Here is a 17,957-nt window from a genome sequence, read left to right on the forward strand (position 1 = left end):
AGGATTTATGATGTATATTTGTCAACCTTTTATTATAAGCTAATTGAAAGAGGAGAAAACCAATAAGAAAATTAACAAGTGGATTGTATTTACTTCCATGCCGATTCAGATGGGTGTGACAATATATTTGTTTTATTGGGTCGGGAGTTGGTTAGATAATAAATATGCCATTGCGGGTGATTGGGGAATGAAAGGATTGACGTTGTTGGGTGTGGTTGTATCCTTGTATCAGTTCATTAGGCAGGCAAATCAAATTAATAAGAATGAATAGTTATTTGAAAAGCATACTTATACTGCTGATCGTCTTTGTGGCAAGTTTTGCTGCGCATTATTTAGTGATATCCGGAATGAACGTGGAACAATACTGGAGCAAAACCTCCTACAGTCTGGTGGGAATGTATACTTTTGGATTCTGTTCTTCGTTGCTGGTTGCGGTTTTGATATTTTTTGCAAATTGGTCTATGCCGGAGAAACTGGGGGTTATATTTCTGGGCCTAGTGCTCTTGAAAGGTGTTGCAGGATATATTTATATTAAAGACGGGTTAAAGACCTTTGAAAATAACTTTATCGAATATAACTTTTTGGTTGTATTTTTTATCTCTCTGTTTGTTGATGTTTACGTCGCTTTTAGCGCTTTAAATCAAGCAGATAAAAAGGTTTAAACTATTTTTGGAAAAAGTTTAAACAAATGGTGATTTATGCCAAATAAAATTGTATTTTTGCGCAAAATTTTTTATTATTCAATAGTAATCTGAAATGGTGAATCTTAAGAGAGCACTTTTATTATTTGCAGTAATTTTTCTTGCTGTCAATCCTTTTACCTTAAAAGCAGCTGAAGAAGCGCATGGGGATGCGCCTAAAACCCAAGCTGAGGAAATCAAAGAGTATAGTCAACATCACTTACAAGATGATCATTATTTTTCTTTGTTCTCCGATCAAAAAGCAGGAAAACATTATGGTTTTCCATTGCCAGTAATTCTTATTGATAATGGATTGGTTGTTTTTTCTTCTGGCGAGTTTCATCATGGCGAATCCGTTGTAGAGAAAAATGGTCAATACTATACACTTTACCATGGCAAGATCTATAAAACAGATGCTGCAGGTACCTTAAACTTTGATGAAGCACATCACCCTACGAATGCAAAACCTTTAGATTTCTCGATTACAAAGAACGTGGTGGGCCTATTATTGGCAGCATTCTTATTGTTCTGGGGTTTCATATGTCTGGCTAAAACATATAAGAAAGGTGTTAATAACCTTCCTAAAGGTGTTGGTCGCGTTTTAGAACCATTGGTTTTATATGTACGTGATGAGATGGCTGTTCCAAATATTGGTCATCGTTATAAAGAATTTATGCCTTACCTATTATCTGTGTTTTTCTTGATCTTTGTTTTAAACTTGTTGGGTATGACTCCACTAGGTTTTAACGTAACAGGAAATATTACAGTTACTTTATGTTTGGCTTTATTCACTTTCTTTATTACCAACTTTAAGGCTAATAAAGATTATTGGAAACACATTTTTTGGATGCCAGGTGTTCCAGTTCCTTTCAAATTTATTTTGGCGCCAATTGAGGTGTTGGGTATGTTTACTAAGCCTTTCTCCTTGATGTTGCGTTTGTTTGCGAATATTACTGCTGGTCACTCCGTTGTAATGGGGTTGATCGCAATCGTATATTTATTTCAACAACAATTAACTGTCGGTGGTAGTATCGGGGTGTCCATGTTGTTAACATTAGTGTTGTTTTTCTTGGAGTTACTGGTTGCGTTTTTGCAGGCCTTTATCTTTACAATGTTGTCATCCTTGTTTATCGGAATGGCTGTTGAAGAACACGCACATCATTAATCGAATTTTTTTGTTAAATTTTATAAAATAATTATTATGTACAACTTAATTGGAGCAGGTTTAATCGTAATCGGTGCAGGTTTAGGTTTAGGTAAAATCGGTGGTTCAGCTATGGAAGCTATCGCTCGTCAACCAGAAGCAGCATCTAAAATTCAAACTGCGATGATCATCATTGGTGCCTTAGTTGAAGGTTTAGCATTCGGTGCTTTAATCTTAGGTAAATAATCCAAGCTGATTAAAAGTTTACTAAATACAGTTTGCAACGGTTGGTTGCAGACTGTATTTAAACAAAAAAATACAAACAAAAGAAAATTATAATTTACAATTGTATATAAATGGAAGCATTAATTAATCAGTTCTCGTACGGTTTGTTCTTTTGGCAACTAATCATCTTATTGGTTGTGATCTTTTTATTGGGCAAGTTTGCTTGGAAACCTATCGTCAACGCTTTGGATGAACGTGAGCAAGGAATTGCGAATGCATTGGAAGCTGCTGAGAAAGCTAAATTAGAAATGGCTCGTTTGACAAATGAGAACGAACAATTGCTTAAAGAGGCTCGTGCGGAACGTGATGTTATCCTTAAAGAAGCAAAAGAGCTAAAAGAGAAAATCGTTACTGAGGCAAAAACACAGGCACAAACTGAAGGTGCTAAAATGATTGCTCAAGCGAAAGAAGAGATCGAAGAACAAAAGAATAAAGCTTTGGCTGAGGTAAAATCACAAGTTTCTTCTTTGTCTTTGGATATCGCTCGTAAAGTGTTAACAAAAGAATTTGAGGACCAAGGTAAGCAAGAAGCTTTAGTAGCAGATTTGCTGAATGATGTTAAATTGAACTAATCCGGTCACTCAAATTACGAAATAGAATTATGTCAGTATTTAAAGTAGCATCGAGATATGCAAAGTCATTAATTGACTTGGCTAGCGAGCAAGGCTCACTGGAGACCATCAAGACAGATATGGATTCGTTCATTGCTGTTTTAAAATCCAGTTCAGAATTGCAGGCTGTTTTGGCCAATCCTATTGTTCCTTTGGACAAGAAGAAAAACATATTGGATGCTTTATTTAAAGATAAGATCAATCCGAATATCTTGGCATTCTTTAAGATCATGATCAACAAAGGTCGTGGTACAATAGTATATGCTACAGCTCAGGAATTTGTCCGTGAGTATAACGAGGTAAAAGGTATTGTGAAAGCTACAGTTACATCTGCAGCACCACTTTCTGAAGCTAATTTGGCAGCGATGAAAGATGTACTTGCAAAAGAAACCAACGCTCAGGTGATATTGAACAATAAAGTCGATAGCAGTTTGATCGGTGGATTTGTCGTCAATGTTGGTGACCGCCAGATTGATGCAAGTATTGCTGGTAAGTTGAATAAATTAGAAAGATATTTGAATCAGGGTAACTAAGTTATTCTGATACTTGAAGTAAAATAAATCAAAAAACCCCTTATAATAATTAAAATGATAGAGGTAAGACCAGATGAAGTTTCGGCAATTCTAAGAGAACAATTGTCGGGCTTTAAATCAGAAGCCGAACTAGAGGAAGTGGGTACCGTACTTGCTGTAGGTGACGGTATTGCTCGTATTTACGGCTTAACTAAAGTTCAGTCCGGTGAGTTGGTTGAATTTGATAACGGATTACAAGGTATTGTATTAAACTTAGAAGAAGACAACGTCGGTGTTGTACTTTTAGGTCCTTCTGACGAAATTAAAGAAGGAGATACTATTAAACGTACCAACCGTATTGCATCCATCAAAGTTGGAGAAGGTTTGTTGGGACGTGTTGTGAATACATTGGGTCAACCAATTGATGGTAAAGGACCTATCCAAGGTGAATTGTATGAAATGCCTATCGAGCGTAAAGCTCCAGGTGTTATCTACCGTCAACCGGTAACTGAACCATTACAAACAGGTATCAAAGCGATTGATGCGATGATTCCAGTAGGTCGTGGTCAACGTGAGTTGGTAATTGGTGACCGTCAAACAGGTAAAACTGCGGTTTGTATCGATACGATCTTAAACCAAAAAGAGTTCTATGATGCAGGTCAACCTGTATTCTGTATCTACGTTGCTGTAGGTCAAAAGAATTCTACAGTAGCGAATATCGTTCGTACATTGGAGGAAAGAGGTGCAATGGCTTATACAGTTGTTGTCGCTGCTTCTGCGGCGGATCCTGCTCCACTTCAATTCTACGCGCCAATGGCGGGTGCTGCTATCGGTGAGTTCTTCCGTGATACAGGCCGTCCAGCGTTGATCGTTTATGATGATTTGTCTAAACAAGCTGTGGCATACCGTGAGGTTTCTTTGTTGTTGCGTCGTCCTCCAGGCCGCGAGGCATACCCAGGTGACGTATTCTACTTACACAGCCGTTTATTAGAGCGCGCAGCGAAAATCAACTCTTCTGATGATATCGCTCGTAACATGAATGACCTTCCTGAGTCTATCAAGCATTTGGTTAAAGGTGGTGGTTCATTGACAGCTCTTCCAATCATCGAAACACAAGCAGGTGACGTTTCGGCATATATTCCTACCAACGTAATCTCTATTACAGATGGTCAGATCTTCTTGGAATCTAACTTATTTAATGCTGGTATTCGTCCGGCGATCAACGTAGGTATTTCTGTATCTCGTGTGGGTGGTAACGCTCAGATCAAACCGATGAAAAAAGTATCAGGTACATTAAAGTTGGATCAAGCGCAGTACCGTGAATTGGAAGCTTTCGCGAAATTCGGTTCTGATCTAGATGCTGCTACTAAGGCTGTATTGGATAAAGGTGTTCGTAACGTTGAGATCTTGAAACAAGGTCAATACTCTCCAGTTTCTGTAGAGAAACAAGTTGCGATCATTTACATTGGAACGAAAGGTTTATTACGTAATGTTCCAGTAAATAAAGTAAGAGAGTTTGAAGAAGAATTCTTGACGCAATTGGAACAACGCCATCCAGAAGTTTTGTCAGCGTTCAAAGCTGGTAAATTCTCTGATGAGTTGACTGCAGTATTAGAAACAGTAGCTAAGGATTTAGCATCAAAATATTAATTAGTAATGAGTATTTGGTATTGAGTCCATTGACTAGACTCAATACTCAATACTAGGTACTTGATACTTAAAACAAATATGGCAAATTTAAAAGAAGTAAGAAACCGGATTACCTCGGTATCATCAACACAGCAGATCACTAAAGCCATGAAAATGGTTTCGGCTGCTAAATTGAAGCGCGCTACTAACGCTATCTTACAATTGCGCCCATATGCGAATAAACTAAGAGATATTTTGGCTGATGTTTCTGCAAGTGTGGAGGGAAGTAATTCTCCTTTCACAGTAGATCGTGAGCCAAATAAGGTGTTGATCGTTGTTGTTTCTTCTAATAGAGGTCTGGCTGGGGCATTCAACGCGAATGCTATCAAGATGACTAATAACTTGATCGCTAACAAATATGCCGAGCAGCATGCGAAAGGCAATTTGAGTATCATCGCTATTGGTAAAAAAGGTTACGATTTCTATTCAAAACGTAATTTCGATGTGATAGCTAATCACTCAGACTTGTTTTCTGATTTAAATTTTGGATCTGTTTCTGTAGTGACAGAATTTATCATGGAACAATTTAAGGAAGGTAATTTTGATCGTGTTGAAGTGGTTTATAACCAATTCAAAAACGCTGCAGTTCAAGAGTTGACAGCAGAGCAGATTTTGCCTTTATTACCACCTGCAGAGCAAAACACACAACATACGCATAAAGCAAAAATTGAAGCTGAAGTGGATTATATCATTGAACCTTCTAAAGAGAAGATTATCGAAGAGTTAATTCCTAAAGCCATCAAGATTCAATTATACAAAGCTGTTTTAGATTCCAATGCTTCTGAGCATGGTGCACGTATGACAGCAATGGATAAAGCAACTGAAAATGCTGGTGACTTAATAAAATCACTTAAGTTATCGTATAACCAAGCGCGTCAAGCGGCAATTACAACAGAATTGACCGAGATCGTCTCTGGAGCGGCAGCGTTATCAAACGGATAATCCTATAATCGGGAAAACATAAAAAGGCGATAATCTTACGATTATCGCCTTTTTTATATTGTTCAATTTTGAGCCATTATGTTATCCCATATAAGAAAGATCACTATAGGTGTAAAAAGGGAGATTTTTGAGCAAGTTGAGATTGGAAGAAAATAAGCTGATTTCTTTAATTTTTTGTAGCTTTAATCAATTATTTAAACATTGGAAAATGTCAAATCCCTAATTTTATGAAATTATTGTTTTTGTTATTCGGTCTTTTTACTACTTCTTTGACTTTTGCCCAAGTGCATTGGCAAAAACCCCAATATGATGAGATCAAGAAGGTAATCGCTGCGGAAAACTCTGAAAATAATTATGATAAATTATTAAAGAGATTCAATGATCTCGATACAACATTGAGTGATGAGCACTATTTTGTATTGTATTATGGTCAATATTTTCAGGATAACTATAGCCCAGCTGGTCGTGGAAATAATTTGATTAGCAAACTGGCGAGATCTGTTAATGACAACAACTATCAAACATTTAAAGATTCATTAATTTCGACTAAACATCAATATCCATTCGATTTGAGGGGACTCTCGGCAGGCAGTGGTCTAGCACATAAATTTGCCGATAACGAATTTGCAGCTAAATTGGATAAGCAATTCATAGGTATATTAAAAGCGATTTTCTCAACCGGTGACGGTAAATCGCTTGAAACGGCTTTGCACATATTGAATGTCTCTGACGAGTATGTTATCTGTGATGTATTGAATGTTTCGGTGACCGGTCAGAGGACAGTTAAAAACTGTGATTTACTAACCACTGAGAATAACACTGTTTTTGATAAAGGAATTTATTTTAATATAGAAAAGATTTTTGAGGGATATGCAAAGATATTCGGGACGAAAAGCAATCCATAATGGAAAGCTATTTTTGAGGTTTATAATCATCTTTCCTGTTCTGATGTTATTCTCCTGTAATTATAGAATTGATAATAAAACAACAAAATTAGAGGTTGTTGAATCTTGTAAAGAGAAACTTTATGAGAGTATTCCAATATCGACTCCTGACTCGATCGTTACAGGATACTGTACGTGTTCTACTGAAAAGTTGCTGGAAAATTATACTATTTTGGAGATAGCCAAGTCTAACTGGGATGAAAGTAGCGAGGAGCGAAGAGAAATGATAAAATTGGTTGAACCCTGTCGCCAAGATTACATGAAAAAGCTCAAAAAACATTTTAAAGATCGGGGAGAAGATTTATTTATCGTCTCCCCTAAATAGGTAAGCTACCATCGGATTAAAGCGGATCCCCAGGTAAAGCCTGCGCCAAAGGCGGCTAAACAAATAAGATCGCCCTCTTTTATTTTTCCGGCTTCCCAAGCCTCACATAGTGCGATCGGTATGGACGCTGCTGTGGTATTGCCGTATTTTTGGATATTGTTGAACACCTGATCCTCATTTAATCCCAAGGTTTTCTGCACAAACTGTGAAATACGAAGATTGGCCTGATGAGGAATCAATAAGTCAATGTCTGAAGTTTTCAGGTTGTTCTTTGTCAAAGCCTCATGAATAACTTCGGGGAACTTTACAACGGCCTTTTTGAAAACGGCCTGTCCGTCCATATTTGGGAACGCAGTTCCATCTTCAAGCATTTCTTTGGTCATCAATAATCCCCCCAATTCCTGTTCCGGCCAATCAGGCATTTTATCCAGCCAGATTCCACTTGATGCTCCTGGGTAATACATCGCGAGCTTTTCTGCTTCCGCGCCGTCAGAATGTAAATGCGTGCTCAAAATGCCTTTACCAGCTTCGGTTGTCGGCTGCACAACTACTGCTCCGGCACCATCACCGAAAATAACAGAAACAGCACGTCCTCTGGTTGAAAAATCGAGCGCAAACGAATGTTTTTCTGAACCCACTACAAGTACATTTTTGTACATCCCCGTTTTGACAAATTGATCTGCTATGGATAGGGCATAGATGAAACCAGAACATTGATTTCTGATATCCAATGCGCCGACCTCGTTCATGCCCATTTCCCGTTGTAGTAAAACAGCGCAGCCTGGGAAATAATAGTCAGGCGACAAGGTTGCGAAGATGATGAAATCGACATCTTCCTTGCTGATATTGGCACGTTCAATTGCTATTTTCGCAGCTTCAACACCCATTGTGGTTGTCGTTTCTCCAATACGGTCGGCATAGCGACGCTCTTTGATACCTGTTCTTTCTTGAATCCACTCGTCACTGGTATCCATAAAACGTGTTAAGTCATTGTTGGTATATACGTTTTTTGGAACGTAATAGCCAATTCCTGCGATTTTTGACTGAAACATAATAAATTCCTCTAATTGATTGTATTCTTCCCTTTTATATTGTCGTTAATTTAGAAAAAAATATTCTATTTTTGCAGCATGGGTACCCAAACTGCTGAAGAAACCTTTACGTTAGAAGAGATATTAGCGTCTGTTAAGGACTCTAATCGCCTGATTTTATGGAATGACGAAACGAATACGTTCGACCATGTGATTCATTGTCTGATGTATCACCTTCAATATACCGAAAAGCAAGCTGAAAAAATTGCCTGGAAAGTGCATACTGAAGGAAAGTGCGCCGTTTTGGAGGGAACTTTTACAGAGATGGAAATCTACCGCAAGATTTTGAAAGCGGAGGGATTGACGGTCTCTGTGGAATAAATTTACTATCCTTTTTGTTACCGTAATAATATGGTTACGCTTCAAGTTTGTCTCTAAGTTTTAGTTTTATTTGCACTAAACTATAAACTAAGCTGAAGCTCTCATGTCATTTAACGCTAAATCGTTTAAATTTTTATTATTATTTGTATTTTTTCTACCGGTTGTTGTTCTTGCGCAAACTGGTCAAATCAAAGCTATCCTGATCGATAGCAAAACTTCCAAACCTATTTCATCTGCCAGTGCTGCGCTTTTAGATGCGAGCAATAATAGTTACATAAAAGGAGCTCAATCAGTAGATCAGGGATTTCTCTTATTCTCAGATATCAAACCTGGTAAATATAATGTTCGTATCAGTTATGTAGGCTATGAAACGCATACAATTGCGGGGGTGGATGTGGCGGCATCGAAAAGCAATGACCTTGGACGAATTGGTTTAAATTCAACAGGTGAGCTACTGGATGAGGTTGTAGTCGAGGGGAGAGTTCCTGCGATGCAGATTGGCATTGACCGCAAAACCTTTAACGTGGGCGAGAGCTTGGTCAGTGCGGGTGGAACAGCAACAGATGTGTTAGCCAATGTACCCACGCTTCAGGTGGATCAAGACGGATCGGTGAGTCTACGTGGATCCAGTAGTGTCAAGATTCTAATAGATGGCCGCGAGTCAGCACTCGCAGGAAACGATGTCACATCTTTGCTTCAGAGTCTTCCTGCTAATTCCATAGAAAAGGTTGAGGTCATTACCAATCCCTCATCTAAATATGATGCGGAAGGGCAGACGGGGATAATCAATATCGTCTTAAAGAAAAATATTCGAACAGGGCTGAACGGATCAGTAAATACATCCGCTGGTTCCTATGACAATTATATGGCTGGTATAACATTGAATTATCGTGATCGGAAATTCAATTACTTCGGATCCTATAACTTCAATAAGCGTAACATGGTGGGAAGTGGAGCCGTAGATAACGGTTTTAAAGATAACAACAGCCAAATTTCCAATAATTCTGAGTCTTCGAGAAAAGGAAATAGTCATACGATGAAGGCCGGCGTAGATTATTATCTCTCTGATCGGAATTCATTGAGTTTTTCCGGAAATTTAAGTGTACGGGATAATAATCGTGTTGAAAACCTGTGGTACCGTTACATTAATCATCCGAAATTATCTGGTGAGAGCACCAGAACCTCTTCGCAACTTGAGGATGACTTGGGCTATGAGTTTAATGTGGACTTTAAACACCAATTTAAAAGATCAGGTGAAGAACTGACGGCAAACGCCAGCTATGGTCGAGATAAAGAAGATGGGACCAATGATTTTATTCAGGAGTTTACATCAAAGGCTCCTAGTTCTGGCCGTAAAAATATAACCTCTGAAGATGGGAAGAATATAAATCTACAAGCAGATTATGTACTGCCGTTCTCCGAAGATAGTAAGTTTGAAGCAGGCTATCGTTCACAGATCAGAAAGTCATTTGATACGCAGGATTCCGATACATTGAGTGTCGCAAATCAGGTTTATCTACCAGATTATGGGATAAGTAACGATTTTGATTTTACCTCCACCGTACATGCACTTTATGCCAATTATCAAGGTAAATTGTCCGATAAAATCGGTTATCAAGTGGGGCTTCGTGCTGAGCAGTTTAGTTTAAATTCAACTTATCTTTCTAAAGATCCTGATGTAACAGAAAAAGAAACAAAAGCTAAGCAAGATTTTTTTAGATTATATCCAACCTTATTTTTAACCTATAAGGTGGGGGATGACGGTGATAAAATTCAATTTAGTTATTCAAGAAGGGTTCAACGTGCCCGAGGCTGGCAGGTCAATCCATTCTTGAATGTATCAGATGATATGAACAGACGTCAAGGTAACCCAAACTTGAAACCGGAAGATGTACATGGATTTGAGCTGAGCTTTGCTAAGACTTTTGGAAAAGTTAACTTGATTTCCTCGGCGTATTTTAACCACACCAGTGAGGTGATGCAGCCATTCGTTTATTTTGTAGATACAATAAGTAGTGTCACTTACAGTCGCTGGGAGAATTTGACAAGCCGAAACCTTTCTGGATTTGAATTTATTTCTAAGGTCAATGCGACGAAGGATTTTGATTTTACATTTAATCTTAATTTGATCAATATTAATTACAAAGCGAATGAGGCCTATAACGTAAAAGCTTCCAATGGTTTTGCCTACAATTCTAATCTAACTGCAAATTATCGTTTTACCCCTACATTCTCCGGCCAGATTAGAGGTGAATACAATTCTTCCCGGGTCATGGCACAGGGAAAAATGAATGCAATGAAAGGAGTGGATATCGCCCTGAAAAAAGATGTGTTCAATAAAAAGGCTTCAATCATGTTTAATGTCAGAGATGTCTTTAACAGTAGGAAAATGCAGGGTTTTACAGAAACCCCGCAATTGAATTCTAATTTTGAACACCGTTGGATGAAGAGAATGTTTACTTTATCGCTCTCATACCGCTTTGGTAGTCAGGATCTAAATAAGTTGAAAAAGAAGGAAACAAATACAAATGAAATAAATGGTGGAGGAGAGGAATATTAAAAAATATTCCTCTTTTTGACCCCAAATGCTTAATTTTAATTTTGAAACAAACCTAAAACTAAAAAGAATGAAGTTATTAAAAACAGTTCTTGCGGTATCGGTGATGGCATTTTCTGCACATCTTAATACTGCCGTAGCGCAAGCAAAAAAAGAAGTACCGGCTTACAAAATTTTGGATTTGCCACGTGTGGATATCAAGAAATTCAAAAAGAATAAGGCCGGAGCATATGTTATCTTTGATGGAACTTCGATGGAAGGCTGGAGAGGATATGATAAAACTGTAGTTCCAAAAAAATGGGTTATCAATGAAGGCGCAATTAAATTTGATAGTGGAGCGAATGTGGGTAAGGATGAAGGTGGTGATTTGATTTTTGCACATGACTTCAAAAACTTCGAATTGGAATTGGAATGGAAAGTAGCAAAAGGAGCAAATTCCGGAATTTTCTTTTTGGCCAAAGAAGTCGAAGGTCAGCCAATTTATATCTCATCACCCGAGTGTCAGGTTCTTGACAACGAAAACCATCCAGATGCTAAGATGGGTGTCGATGGCAATCGTAAGTCTACATCATTGTATGATATGATTCCTGCGAAACCACAAAATGGCAAACCTTATGGTGAATGGAACAAAGTGAAGATCCGCGTGAACAATGGTAAAGTTGAACACTTCCAAAATGGTGTGAAGGTTGTTGAATATACCCTATGGGATAAATCTTGGGTTGACCTATTGCAAAAAAGTAAATTCAGTCAAGAAAAATGGCCTCTGGCTTTTGAGTTGCTGAGCCATGTGGGGGGAGAAAGTAAATCAGGATTGATTGGTCTCCAAGATCATGGAAACGATGTTTGGTTTAAAAACATAACCGTAAAAGTTTTAAAATAACAAAAAAGCAGCTTTAAAGCTGCTTTTTTGTTATAATATAGATTGTAATTCTTTCAGATCGACAATCATATGTGGTACATCTTCAGGTTGCTCCGTACTGTTCGGATTAAAGAAGATCGCATCCATTCCGACATTCATTGCCCCACGTACATCCGCATCCAGATTATCTCCAATCATCAATGACTGTTGTACCTGTGCTCCTGTGGTTTCCAGTGCAAATTGAAAGATCCTTGGATCAGGTTTGTTCACTCCGACGACCTCAGAAATAAAGATGTTTTTGAAATATTTGTTCAAATTGCTTTTTTCCAGTTTGGTCTCACAAGCCTCCTTAAAACCGTTGGAAATCAAATGCAGGTTGTATTTTTCGTCCAGGTAGGCCAAGGTTTCATGTGCATGCGGAAATAAATTCGTCTTTTGAGGACAGATCGCAAGGTATTCCAGTTCAAATTCTTCAGGAAACAATTCGGGGTCTACGCCCAATTCGATAAAGGTATCAGCGAACCGAGCCTTTCTTAACTCGGGTTTTGAAATCTTTCCATGATGGTATAATCCCCAAAGGCGATGATTGTTGATTGTATAAGTTTCTATGAAACGGGAAGGGGATTCCTTGTTAAACAAGCTGTCAAACTTGTATTTAAAATATAGTTCGTGGAGACTTTCTTCGGCATTTTTGTCAAAATCCCAGATGGTATGATCCAAATCAAAGAAAATATCCTTTTTCTCACGATTAAACATATACAAATATACCACCTCTGGGGAGATTTTATCTTATTGTGAATCGGCTAATTTTCTTCTTTGTGTCATAATCTTTAGGATATTTCCGAATGCCTTGGTGAATAGCTATTTTTGCTACATGAAGAAAGCGCTTTTACTCTTTTATTTCCTTTTGTTTTACGCGATCATGCAGTTGATATGGTGGGGGGTGATGTTCATCCGCTTTGATCCAAGCAAAAAGAACATGATTATAGGTGAAGGTATTTTCTTCTTGATCATTTTTTTATGGGGTGCGTGGCGGTTAAAGCGCTTGGTAGAACGGGAACAGAAATTGTTGCAACAGCAGCAAAATTTCCTTTTGGCTATTACGCATGAGTTGAAATCTCCATTGGCATCCGTCAAACTGTATATTCAGACCATTTTGCGACGAGATCTGGATAAAGAGCAACAACAGACTTTTTTAAGAAATTCCCTAAAAGATATTGAGCGATTGGATGATTTGGTAGAGAATGTCTTGATGACGACCAAATTGGACAGCCGCAATTACAGCATGCCCAAAGAGGATTTTAACTTTACTTCTCTGGTGGAGCAAATTGTCGATCGACTTCAAAAGAATTCATGCAGCTCACAGGTATTGAAACCTTACCTGGAGTCGGATATTATTATCCATGGTGATAAATTTGCGATAAGTAATGTCGTGACAAATCTCATTGAGAATGCTATTAAATATTCACCGGCCTGTGCCATGGTGGATGTCAAACTATATACGGAGAGCAGTAAAATAATTTTTTCTGTTGCTGACCATGGTATCGGTATCAGTGATGAAGAGAAAAAACTTATCTTTAATAAGTTTTATCGCGTGGGAAGTGAAGCGACACGGAAAACCAAAGGTACTGGTTTGGGGTTATATATCGTGAAAACCGTGTTGCAGAAGCACGATGCGACCATTAAAGTTAAAGATAACACTCCTAAAGGGAGTATTTTTGAAGTAACATTTGAAAGAAATGCAAAGTAAACAAAGAATATTACTTGTCGAAGATGAAGAACACTTGTTAGAAGCAATCAAGTTGAATCTCGAAATGGAAGGTTACCGTGTCACTACGGCTACTGACGGAAAAAAAGCATTGAAAGTTTTTAAAGAGGAACGTTTCAATCTCGTGATATTGGACGTTATGATCCCTGAAATTGATGGATTTCAGGTTGCTGAAACAATCCGACTACAGAATACAGAGGTTCCTATCATGTTTTTGACTGCCAAGAACAGTAGTGAAGACCGTATCACTGGACTAAAAAAAGGTGCCGATGATTATTTGGTAAAGCCTTTCAATTTAGAAGAATTGATTCTCCGTGTAGGAAATTTGGTTCGTCGCGGTATGAAACCAGATGATCTTAAAGAATTGAATTCTTATCAAATCGGTGATAAAACCATCTATTTTAATTCTTACGAATTGCATCATGCAGATGGAACGATTACCTCATTGACGAAAAAAGAAACCATGTTATTGAAGCTGTTGATCGAACGTCGTAATGAAGCCGTTTCCCGTGAGCAGATTTTAGAAACTGTATGGAATTATGACGTCTATCCTTCGACGCGTACCATTGACAATTTCATTTTGACATTCCGGAAATATTTTGAGCCTGATCAAAAGCATCCAATCTATTTCCACTCTATCCGAGGTGTTGGTTATAAATTTACCGACAATAACGCATAGCAAATAAAAGATGATGACAATTAAGGCTAGAATAGCCGTTATTTTTATTGCTGCGTTACTTTTGGGCTATGGTTTATACCAAGGGCATTATCAGACAGCTGTATTGTTGGCTGGTGGAATTGGTTATCTAATTTGGAGCCATTTTCGGGAAGGTTCAGTTTTCTTGGCAACACAAGCTTTTCATCGGCAAGACTATGAAAAGACAAAAAACTTGCTGTCCGAAATAAAAAATCCAGATACACTTCGCAAGGGGCGTCGTAATTTCTATGAATTTATGATGGGAAATATCGCCTTGAAAGAGGATCGTATCGATGAAGCTGAATACCATTTTCAGCTGGCTTCTCGTTTGCCTTGGAAAAAAGATAATGAAAAAGGTATGGTAATGATCAATCTGGCGAATATTGCGCTGCGAAAGACAGATTATGAACGAGCAAGGGCGTATACAGATGTGGCTAACAAATTACATTTAACTGCAAGACAGGCCAGTATTATTACAAAAATAGAAAACGAAATTTCAAAACATTTATAGTGAGTACTACTTTACAAAACGACTTATTGATTAGAGCTGCATTCTCGCAGCAAACGGAGAGACCTCCTGTGTGGATGATGCGTCAGGCTGGACGCTTTATGAAAGAATACTGGGATATCAAAAACAAGTATTCTTTTCTCGAAATGTGCAAAACACCAGAGATTGCAGCAGATGTAACGATGTTGCCCGTGGATTTGTTGGGAATAGATGCGGCGATCTTGTTTTCGGATATTTTGGTTACAGCTGAGGCAATGGGTGGAGATCTGTCATTTGAACAAGGAGTAGGTCCTCGTTTTTCTAATCCAATTCGTTCTGTCAAAGATGCGGAGGCATTATCGGTTGACTGTCTGGATAAGTTGCAATATGTTGCGGATGCCATAAAAGTAATTCAACAACGTCTTGATAATCGTATTCCATTGATCGGTTTTGCAGGAGCACCTTTTACCATTTTAAGTTATTTGGTTGAAGGCGGTTCGTCAAAGGATTTCAAGTTGACGAAGTTGATGTTAAACAACCAACCTGAATTGGCGCATACAATCCTTCAAAAGATTGCTGATGTAACGGTAGAATATCTTAATATGCAGATTGCGGCAGGTGTAAATGCGATCCAATTATTTGATAGCTGGGCTTTGGCTTTGTCTTGGAATGATTACCGTGATTATTCACATTATTATAACAAACAGATCATCTCCAAATTGAACCGCAAGGATATTCCTGTAATATCTTTCTGTAAAGGATCATCAGTCTTTGCTCCAATGATGGTAGAGGCGCAGCCAGATGTGGTTTCGATCGACTGGAATGCAGATCTTAAAAATATGAAGCAATCCTTGCCACAGGGAATAGCTGTTCAAGGGAATTTAGATCCGTTTGTACTATATGCTGAAAAGCCTGTTATCAGAAAGAAAATTATAGAATTATTTGAGCGCATGCGCGGAGAGAATGGTTTTATATTCAACTTGGGACATGGTATTATGCCTGATATTCCTTTTGATAATGTAAAATACGCAATCGAGGTTGTGAAAGAATTTCGCTATTAAACTTTTGATTGGAAAAAGTTCTAAAAAAACGAAACAAGATTTTGGATAAACATCCGATCGAGAAGAAAGAAGACTTGCTATAACCAGCAGGTCTTTTTTTTTGAGCAAGAGATGGCAGTTGGAATAGTGAAAAAGTTTTTTTTATTGTTTTATAATGCATTAAAATGCGTGTTATCATGGACATGGTGAAAATTCGTGCAAAATATGTTAAAATGAGCACACTTACTTTTTTTGTAAATCTTGTTTTATTTTATAGCTTAGTCGCAAAACCTATTAAATGAGTAAAAATACCTTGATGGATGGACTGCTGATTAATGAAGAAGCGCTGGAAGAAGTGTTTCATCATTATTTTGATGAGCTATGCCGTTTTTTAGGGTATTATACGCGTGATGTACAGTTGGTGGAGGACTGTTTGCAGGATGTGTTTGTTAAACTATGGGAAGATCGGGATCAAATCCATATTTTCCATGTCAAGACCTATCTTTATCGGGCTGCCCGTAACCGTGTACTCAATGCTTTACGCAATGAAAGTGCACGTACTGCTCATTTGGAGCGTTGGTTTAAGGAGGAAATGACCCGCCAGGAAGCAGAAGAGTGTATCAATATGGAGGAGTTTTCCCTTGTTTATCAGGAAGCTATTGGCAAATTGCCTGAAAAATGTAAAATCATCTATCAATACTGTAAGGAAGAACAGAAGACCTATCAGCAGGTCGCCCAAGAACTGCAAATATCCATCAAGACAGTCGAAAATCAGATGTCCATTGCGTCTAAAAAAATACGGGCACATATACTTGAACGCTATCAAATACTGTATCCAGATTCGATTTTATTGGTTTTAACAATGTGTGGTGCAGGTCTTTCCGTACTCGTTTAAATATTTTAAAAAAAACAAAAAACCTTTTAGGGGTTTTCTCCGCTCTAGGTGTCTATTTGTCGTAAACCCAAAATAATGAATAGCAGTTATAAGCCGTCACTGGAGCAATTAGTTCGATATCTAAAAAAAGAGAGTGATGTAAAGGAAAATGAAGCGATTGTAGCTTGGCTCGATTCAAGTGAACAAAATCGTCATTATCTTTTGCAGCTGGAAAACGAATGGATACATCTCAAAGAACCGCCACTGATCATCGGTCGGGCAGATCGACCACGGATATGGGACAAAATCCAAGATCGTATCCAACCTGTCGTAAAAACTATTGTTTTTGACCGTAACCGTTTTTGGTGGTTGGTCACTGCTGCTGCGATTCTTATTTTTCTGTCAGGAACATTGGGAACGTATTTTATTCAGCGTAATATTTTGATGAATACATCTTCGCAGGAGCAGACAACTGTTTATACGGCTTTAGGGCAAAAGTCACAGGTTATATTACCGGATGGATCAAAAGCTTGGTTAAATGCGGGAACAAAGATGAGCTATTCGCATGCATTCAATCAACATGATCGCAAGATTACACTCGAAGGCGAGGCATTTTTTGATGTTGTGAAAAAAGAAAATATGCCTTTCACTGTGCAGACTTCCCATTTGGATGTTGTGGTGAAAGGAACTGCTTTCGATGTTTCGGCCTATGCGGATGATGCCAAGATAGAGGTGTCGCTGTTGCGTGGAAAAGTTGCGATAAAAGATAAAAGAGGACAATTGATCGGAGAATTAAAACCTAATGATTGGATCCAATTGGATAAACGGACTGGTCGGTATACGCAGATACGACAATTGGACGCGGTACAATATAGCACCTGGAAATCTGAGGAACTTGTTTTTGAGAACGAATCTTTGGAAAGTGTTCTTAAGAAATTGGAACGTTGGTATGGTGTCGATATTACTTGGAGGGGAGCAGAGTCCGATAGACATTATACATTCAAAGTGAAAACAGAAAGTTTACGAGAAATTTTGGAATTGATCAATGTCATTACACCAATCCAATATACAATAGCAGGCAAATCTGTTGCTATAGTTTCAAAAAAACGATAATCAAAAATTGATGATGTA

At 38.1% G+C, this 17,957-nt stretch carries 20 protein-coding genes; 18 read left to right on the forward strand and 2 right to left on the reverse strand.

Annotation, left to right across the window (positions count from 1 at the left end):
* Positions 1–43: 43 nt before the first annotated feature.
* The 9 genes from DFQ12_RS27410 (at position 44) to DFQ12_RS27450 (ending at position 6,768) form a co-directional block, all read left to right on the forward strand.
* On the forward strand, positions 44–271 hold the full coding sequence (locus tag DFQ12_RS27410; protein WP_223581168.1) for an AtpZ/AtpI family protein: 228 nt from the start codon (positions 44–46) through the stop codon (positions 269–271).
* The gene (locus DFQ12_RS27415; RefSeq protein WP_120262213.1) at positions 264–662 is read left to right on the forward strand and encodes a hypothetical protein; all 399 of its coding nucleotides are present in this window, start codon (positions 264–266) and stop codon (positions 660–662) included. Before DFQ12_RS27410 ends, DFQ12_RS27415 begins: the two co-directional genes overlap by 8 nt.
* Positions 663–756: 94 nt before the next feature.
* Complete coding sequence (gene atpB / locus DFQ12_RS27420; protein ID WP_120262214.1) at positions 757–1,845, forward strand: F0F1 ATP synthase subunit A; 1,089 nt, start codon at positions 757–759, stop codon at positions 1,843–1,845.
* 36 nt (positions 1,846–1,881) lie between these two features.
* On the forward strand, positions 1,882–2,070 hold the full coding sequence (atpE, locus tag DFQ12_RS27425) for an ATP synthase F0 subunit C (protein ID WP_028070619.1): 189 nt from the start codon (positions 1,882–1,884) through the stop codon (positions 2,068–2,070).
* Positions 2,071–2,180: 110 nt separating this feature from the next.
* A complete protein-coding gene (locus tag DFQ12_RS27430) occupies positions 2,181–2,681 on the forward strand; it encodes a F0F1 ATP synthase subunit B (RefSeq protein ID WP_120262215.1) in 501 nt (166 codons plus the stop codon).
* 29 nt (positions 2,682–2,710) lie between these two features.
* Entirely contained in the window at positions 2,711–3,253 is a 543-nt protein-coding gene (locus DFQ12_RS27435) for a F0F1 ATP synthase subunit delta (protein ID WP_120262216.1), read from the forward strand.
* Between the two features lie 54 nt (positions 3,254–3,307).
* Entirely contained in the window at positions 3,308–4,882 is a 1,575-nt protein-coding gene (gene atpA, locus DFQ12_RS27440; protein WP_104385731.1) for a F0F1 ATP synthase subunit alpha, read from the forward strand.
* Between the two features lie 78 nt (positions 4,883–4,960).
* Entirely contained in the window at positions 4,961–5,863 is a 903-nt protein-coding gene (gene atpG, locus DFQ12_RS27445; protein WP_120262217.1) for an ATP synthase F1 subunit gamma, read from the forward strand.
* A gap of 227 nt (positions 5,864–6,090) precedes the next feature.
* The gene (locus DFQ12_RS27450; RefSeq protein ID WP_120262218.1) at positions 6,091–6,768 is read left to right on the forward strand and encodes a DUF4919 domain-containing protein; all 678 of its coding nucleotides are present in this window, start codon (positions 6,091–6,093) and stop codon (positions 6,766–6,768) included.
* A gap of 369 nt (positions 6,769–7,137) precedes the next feature.
* Here the strand turns inward: DFQ12_RS27450 and DFQ12_RS27460 are convergent, their stop codons facing one another.
* A complete protein-coding gene (locus tag DFQ12_RS27460) occupies positions 7,138–8,184 on the reverse strand; it encodes a 3-oxoacyl-ACP synthase III family protein (RefSeq protein ID WP_120262220.1) in 1,047 nt (348 codons plus the stop codon).
* A gap of 78 nt (positions 8,185–8,262) precedes the next feature.
* Between DFQ12_RS27460 and DFQ12_RS27465 the strand changes: the two genes are divergently transcribed.
* The 3 genes from DFQ12_RS27465 to DFQ12_RS27475 all read left to right on the forward strand — a co-directional run bounded on the left by DFQ12_RS27465 (position 8,263) and on the right by DFQ12_RS27475 (position 11,981).
* Complete coding sequence (locus DFQ12_RS27465; protein WP_077437687.1) at positions 8,263–8,544, forward strand: ATP-dependent Clp protease adaptor ClpS; 282 nt, start codon at positions 8,263–8,265, stop codon at positions 8,542–8,544.
* Positions 8,545–8,647: 103 nt separating this feature from the next.
* Positions 8,648–11,104 (forward strand): TonB-dependent receptor, encoded by a 2,457-nt coding sequence (locus tag DFQ12_RS27470; protein WP_120262221.1) that lies wholly within the window; start codon positions 8,648–8,650, stop codon positions 11,102–11,104.
* Between the two features lie 67 nt (positions 11,105–11,171).
* Positions 11,172–11,981, forward strand: coding sequence for a 3-keto-disaccharide hydrolase (locus tag DFQ12_RS27475; protein WP_120262271.1), 810 nt, complete (start codon positions 11,172–11,174; stop codon positions 11,979–11,981).
* Between the two features lie 30 nt (positions 11,982–12,011).
* Here DFQ12_RS27475 and DFQ12_RS27480 read toward each other — a convergent pair whose 3' ends face one another.
* The gene (locus DFQ12_RS27480; RefSeq protein WP_120262222.1) at positions 12,012–12,716 is read right to left on the reverse strand and encodes a YjjG family noncanonical pyrimidine nucleotidase; all 705 of its coding nucleotides are present in this window, start codon (positions 12,714–12,716) and stop codon (positions 12,012–12,014) included.
* Positions 12,717–12,834: 118 nt separating this feature from the next.
* Here DFQ12_RS27480 and DFQ12_RS27485 point away from each other — a divergent pair, with 118 nt between their 5' ends.
* The 6 genes from DFQ12_RS27485 to DFQ12_RS27510 all read left to right on the forward strand — a co-directional run bounded on the left by DFQ12_RS27485 (position 12,835) and on the right by DFQ12_RS27510 (position 17,939).
* Positions 12,835–13,710 (forward strand): sensor histidine kinase, encoded by an 876-nt coding sequence (locus DFQ12_RS27485; protein ID WP_120262223.1) that lies wholly within the window; start codon positions 12,835–12,837, stop codon positions 13,708–13,710.
* Entirely contained in the window at positions 13,700–14,407 is a 708-nt protein-coding gene (locus DFQ12_RS27490) for a response regulator transcription factor (RefSeq protein WP_120262224.1), read from the forward strand. The genes DFQ12_RS27485 and DFQ12_RS27490 overlap by 11 nt, the downstream gene beginning before the upstream one ends.
* 10 nt (positions 14,408–14,417) lie before the next feature.
* The gene (locus DFQ12_RS27495; RefSeq protein WP_223581157.1) at positions 14,418–14,936 is read left to right on the forward strand and encodes a hypothetical protein; all 519 of its coding nucleotides are present in this window, start codon (positions 14,418–14,420) and stop codon (positions 14,934–14,936) included.
* Positions 14,936–15,973, forward strand: a complete 1,038-nt coding sequence (gene hemE, locus DFQ12_RS27500; RefSeq protein ID WP_120262225.1) for a uroporphyrinogen decarboxylase — start codon at positions 14,936–14,938, stop codon at positions 15,971–15,973. Before DFQ12_RS27495 ends, hemE begins: the two co-directional genes overlap by 1 nt.
* A gap of 277 nt (positions 15,974–16,250) precedes the next feature.
* Positions 16,251–16,847, forward strand: a complete 597-nt coding sequence (locus DFQ12_RS27505; protein ID WP_208642639.1) for an RNA polymerase sigma-70 factor — start codon at positions 16,251–16,253, stop codon at positions 16,845–16,847.
* Positions 16,848–16,922: 75 nt separating this feature from the next.
* The gene (locus tag DFQ12_RS27510; protein WP_120262226.1) at positions 16,923–17,939 is read left to right on the forward strand and encodes a FecR family protein; all 1,017 of its coding nucleotides are present in this window, start codon (positions 16,923–16,925) and stop codon (positions 17,937–17,939) included.
* Positions 17,940–17,957 lie beyond the last annotated feature (18 nt).

It is taken from the genome of Sphingobacterium detergens, assembly GCF_003610355.1.
Lineage (GTDB): Bacteria > Bacteroidota > Bacteroidia > Sphingobacteriales > Sphingobacteriaceae > Sphingobacterium > Sphingobacterium detergens.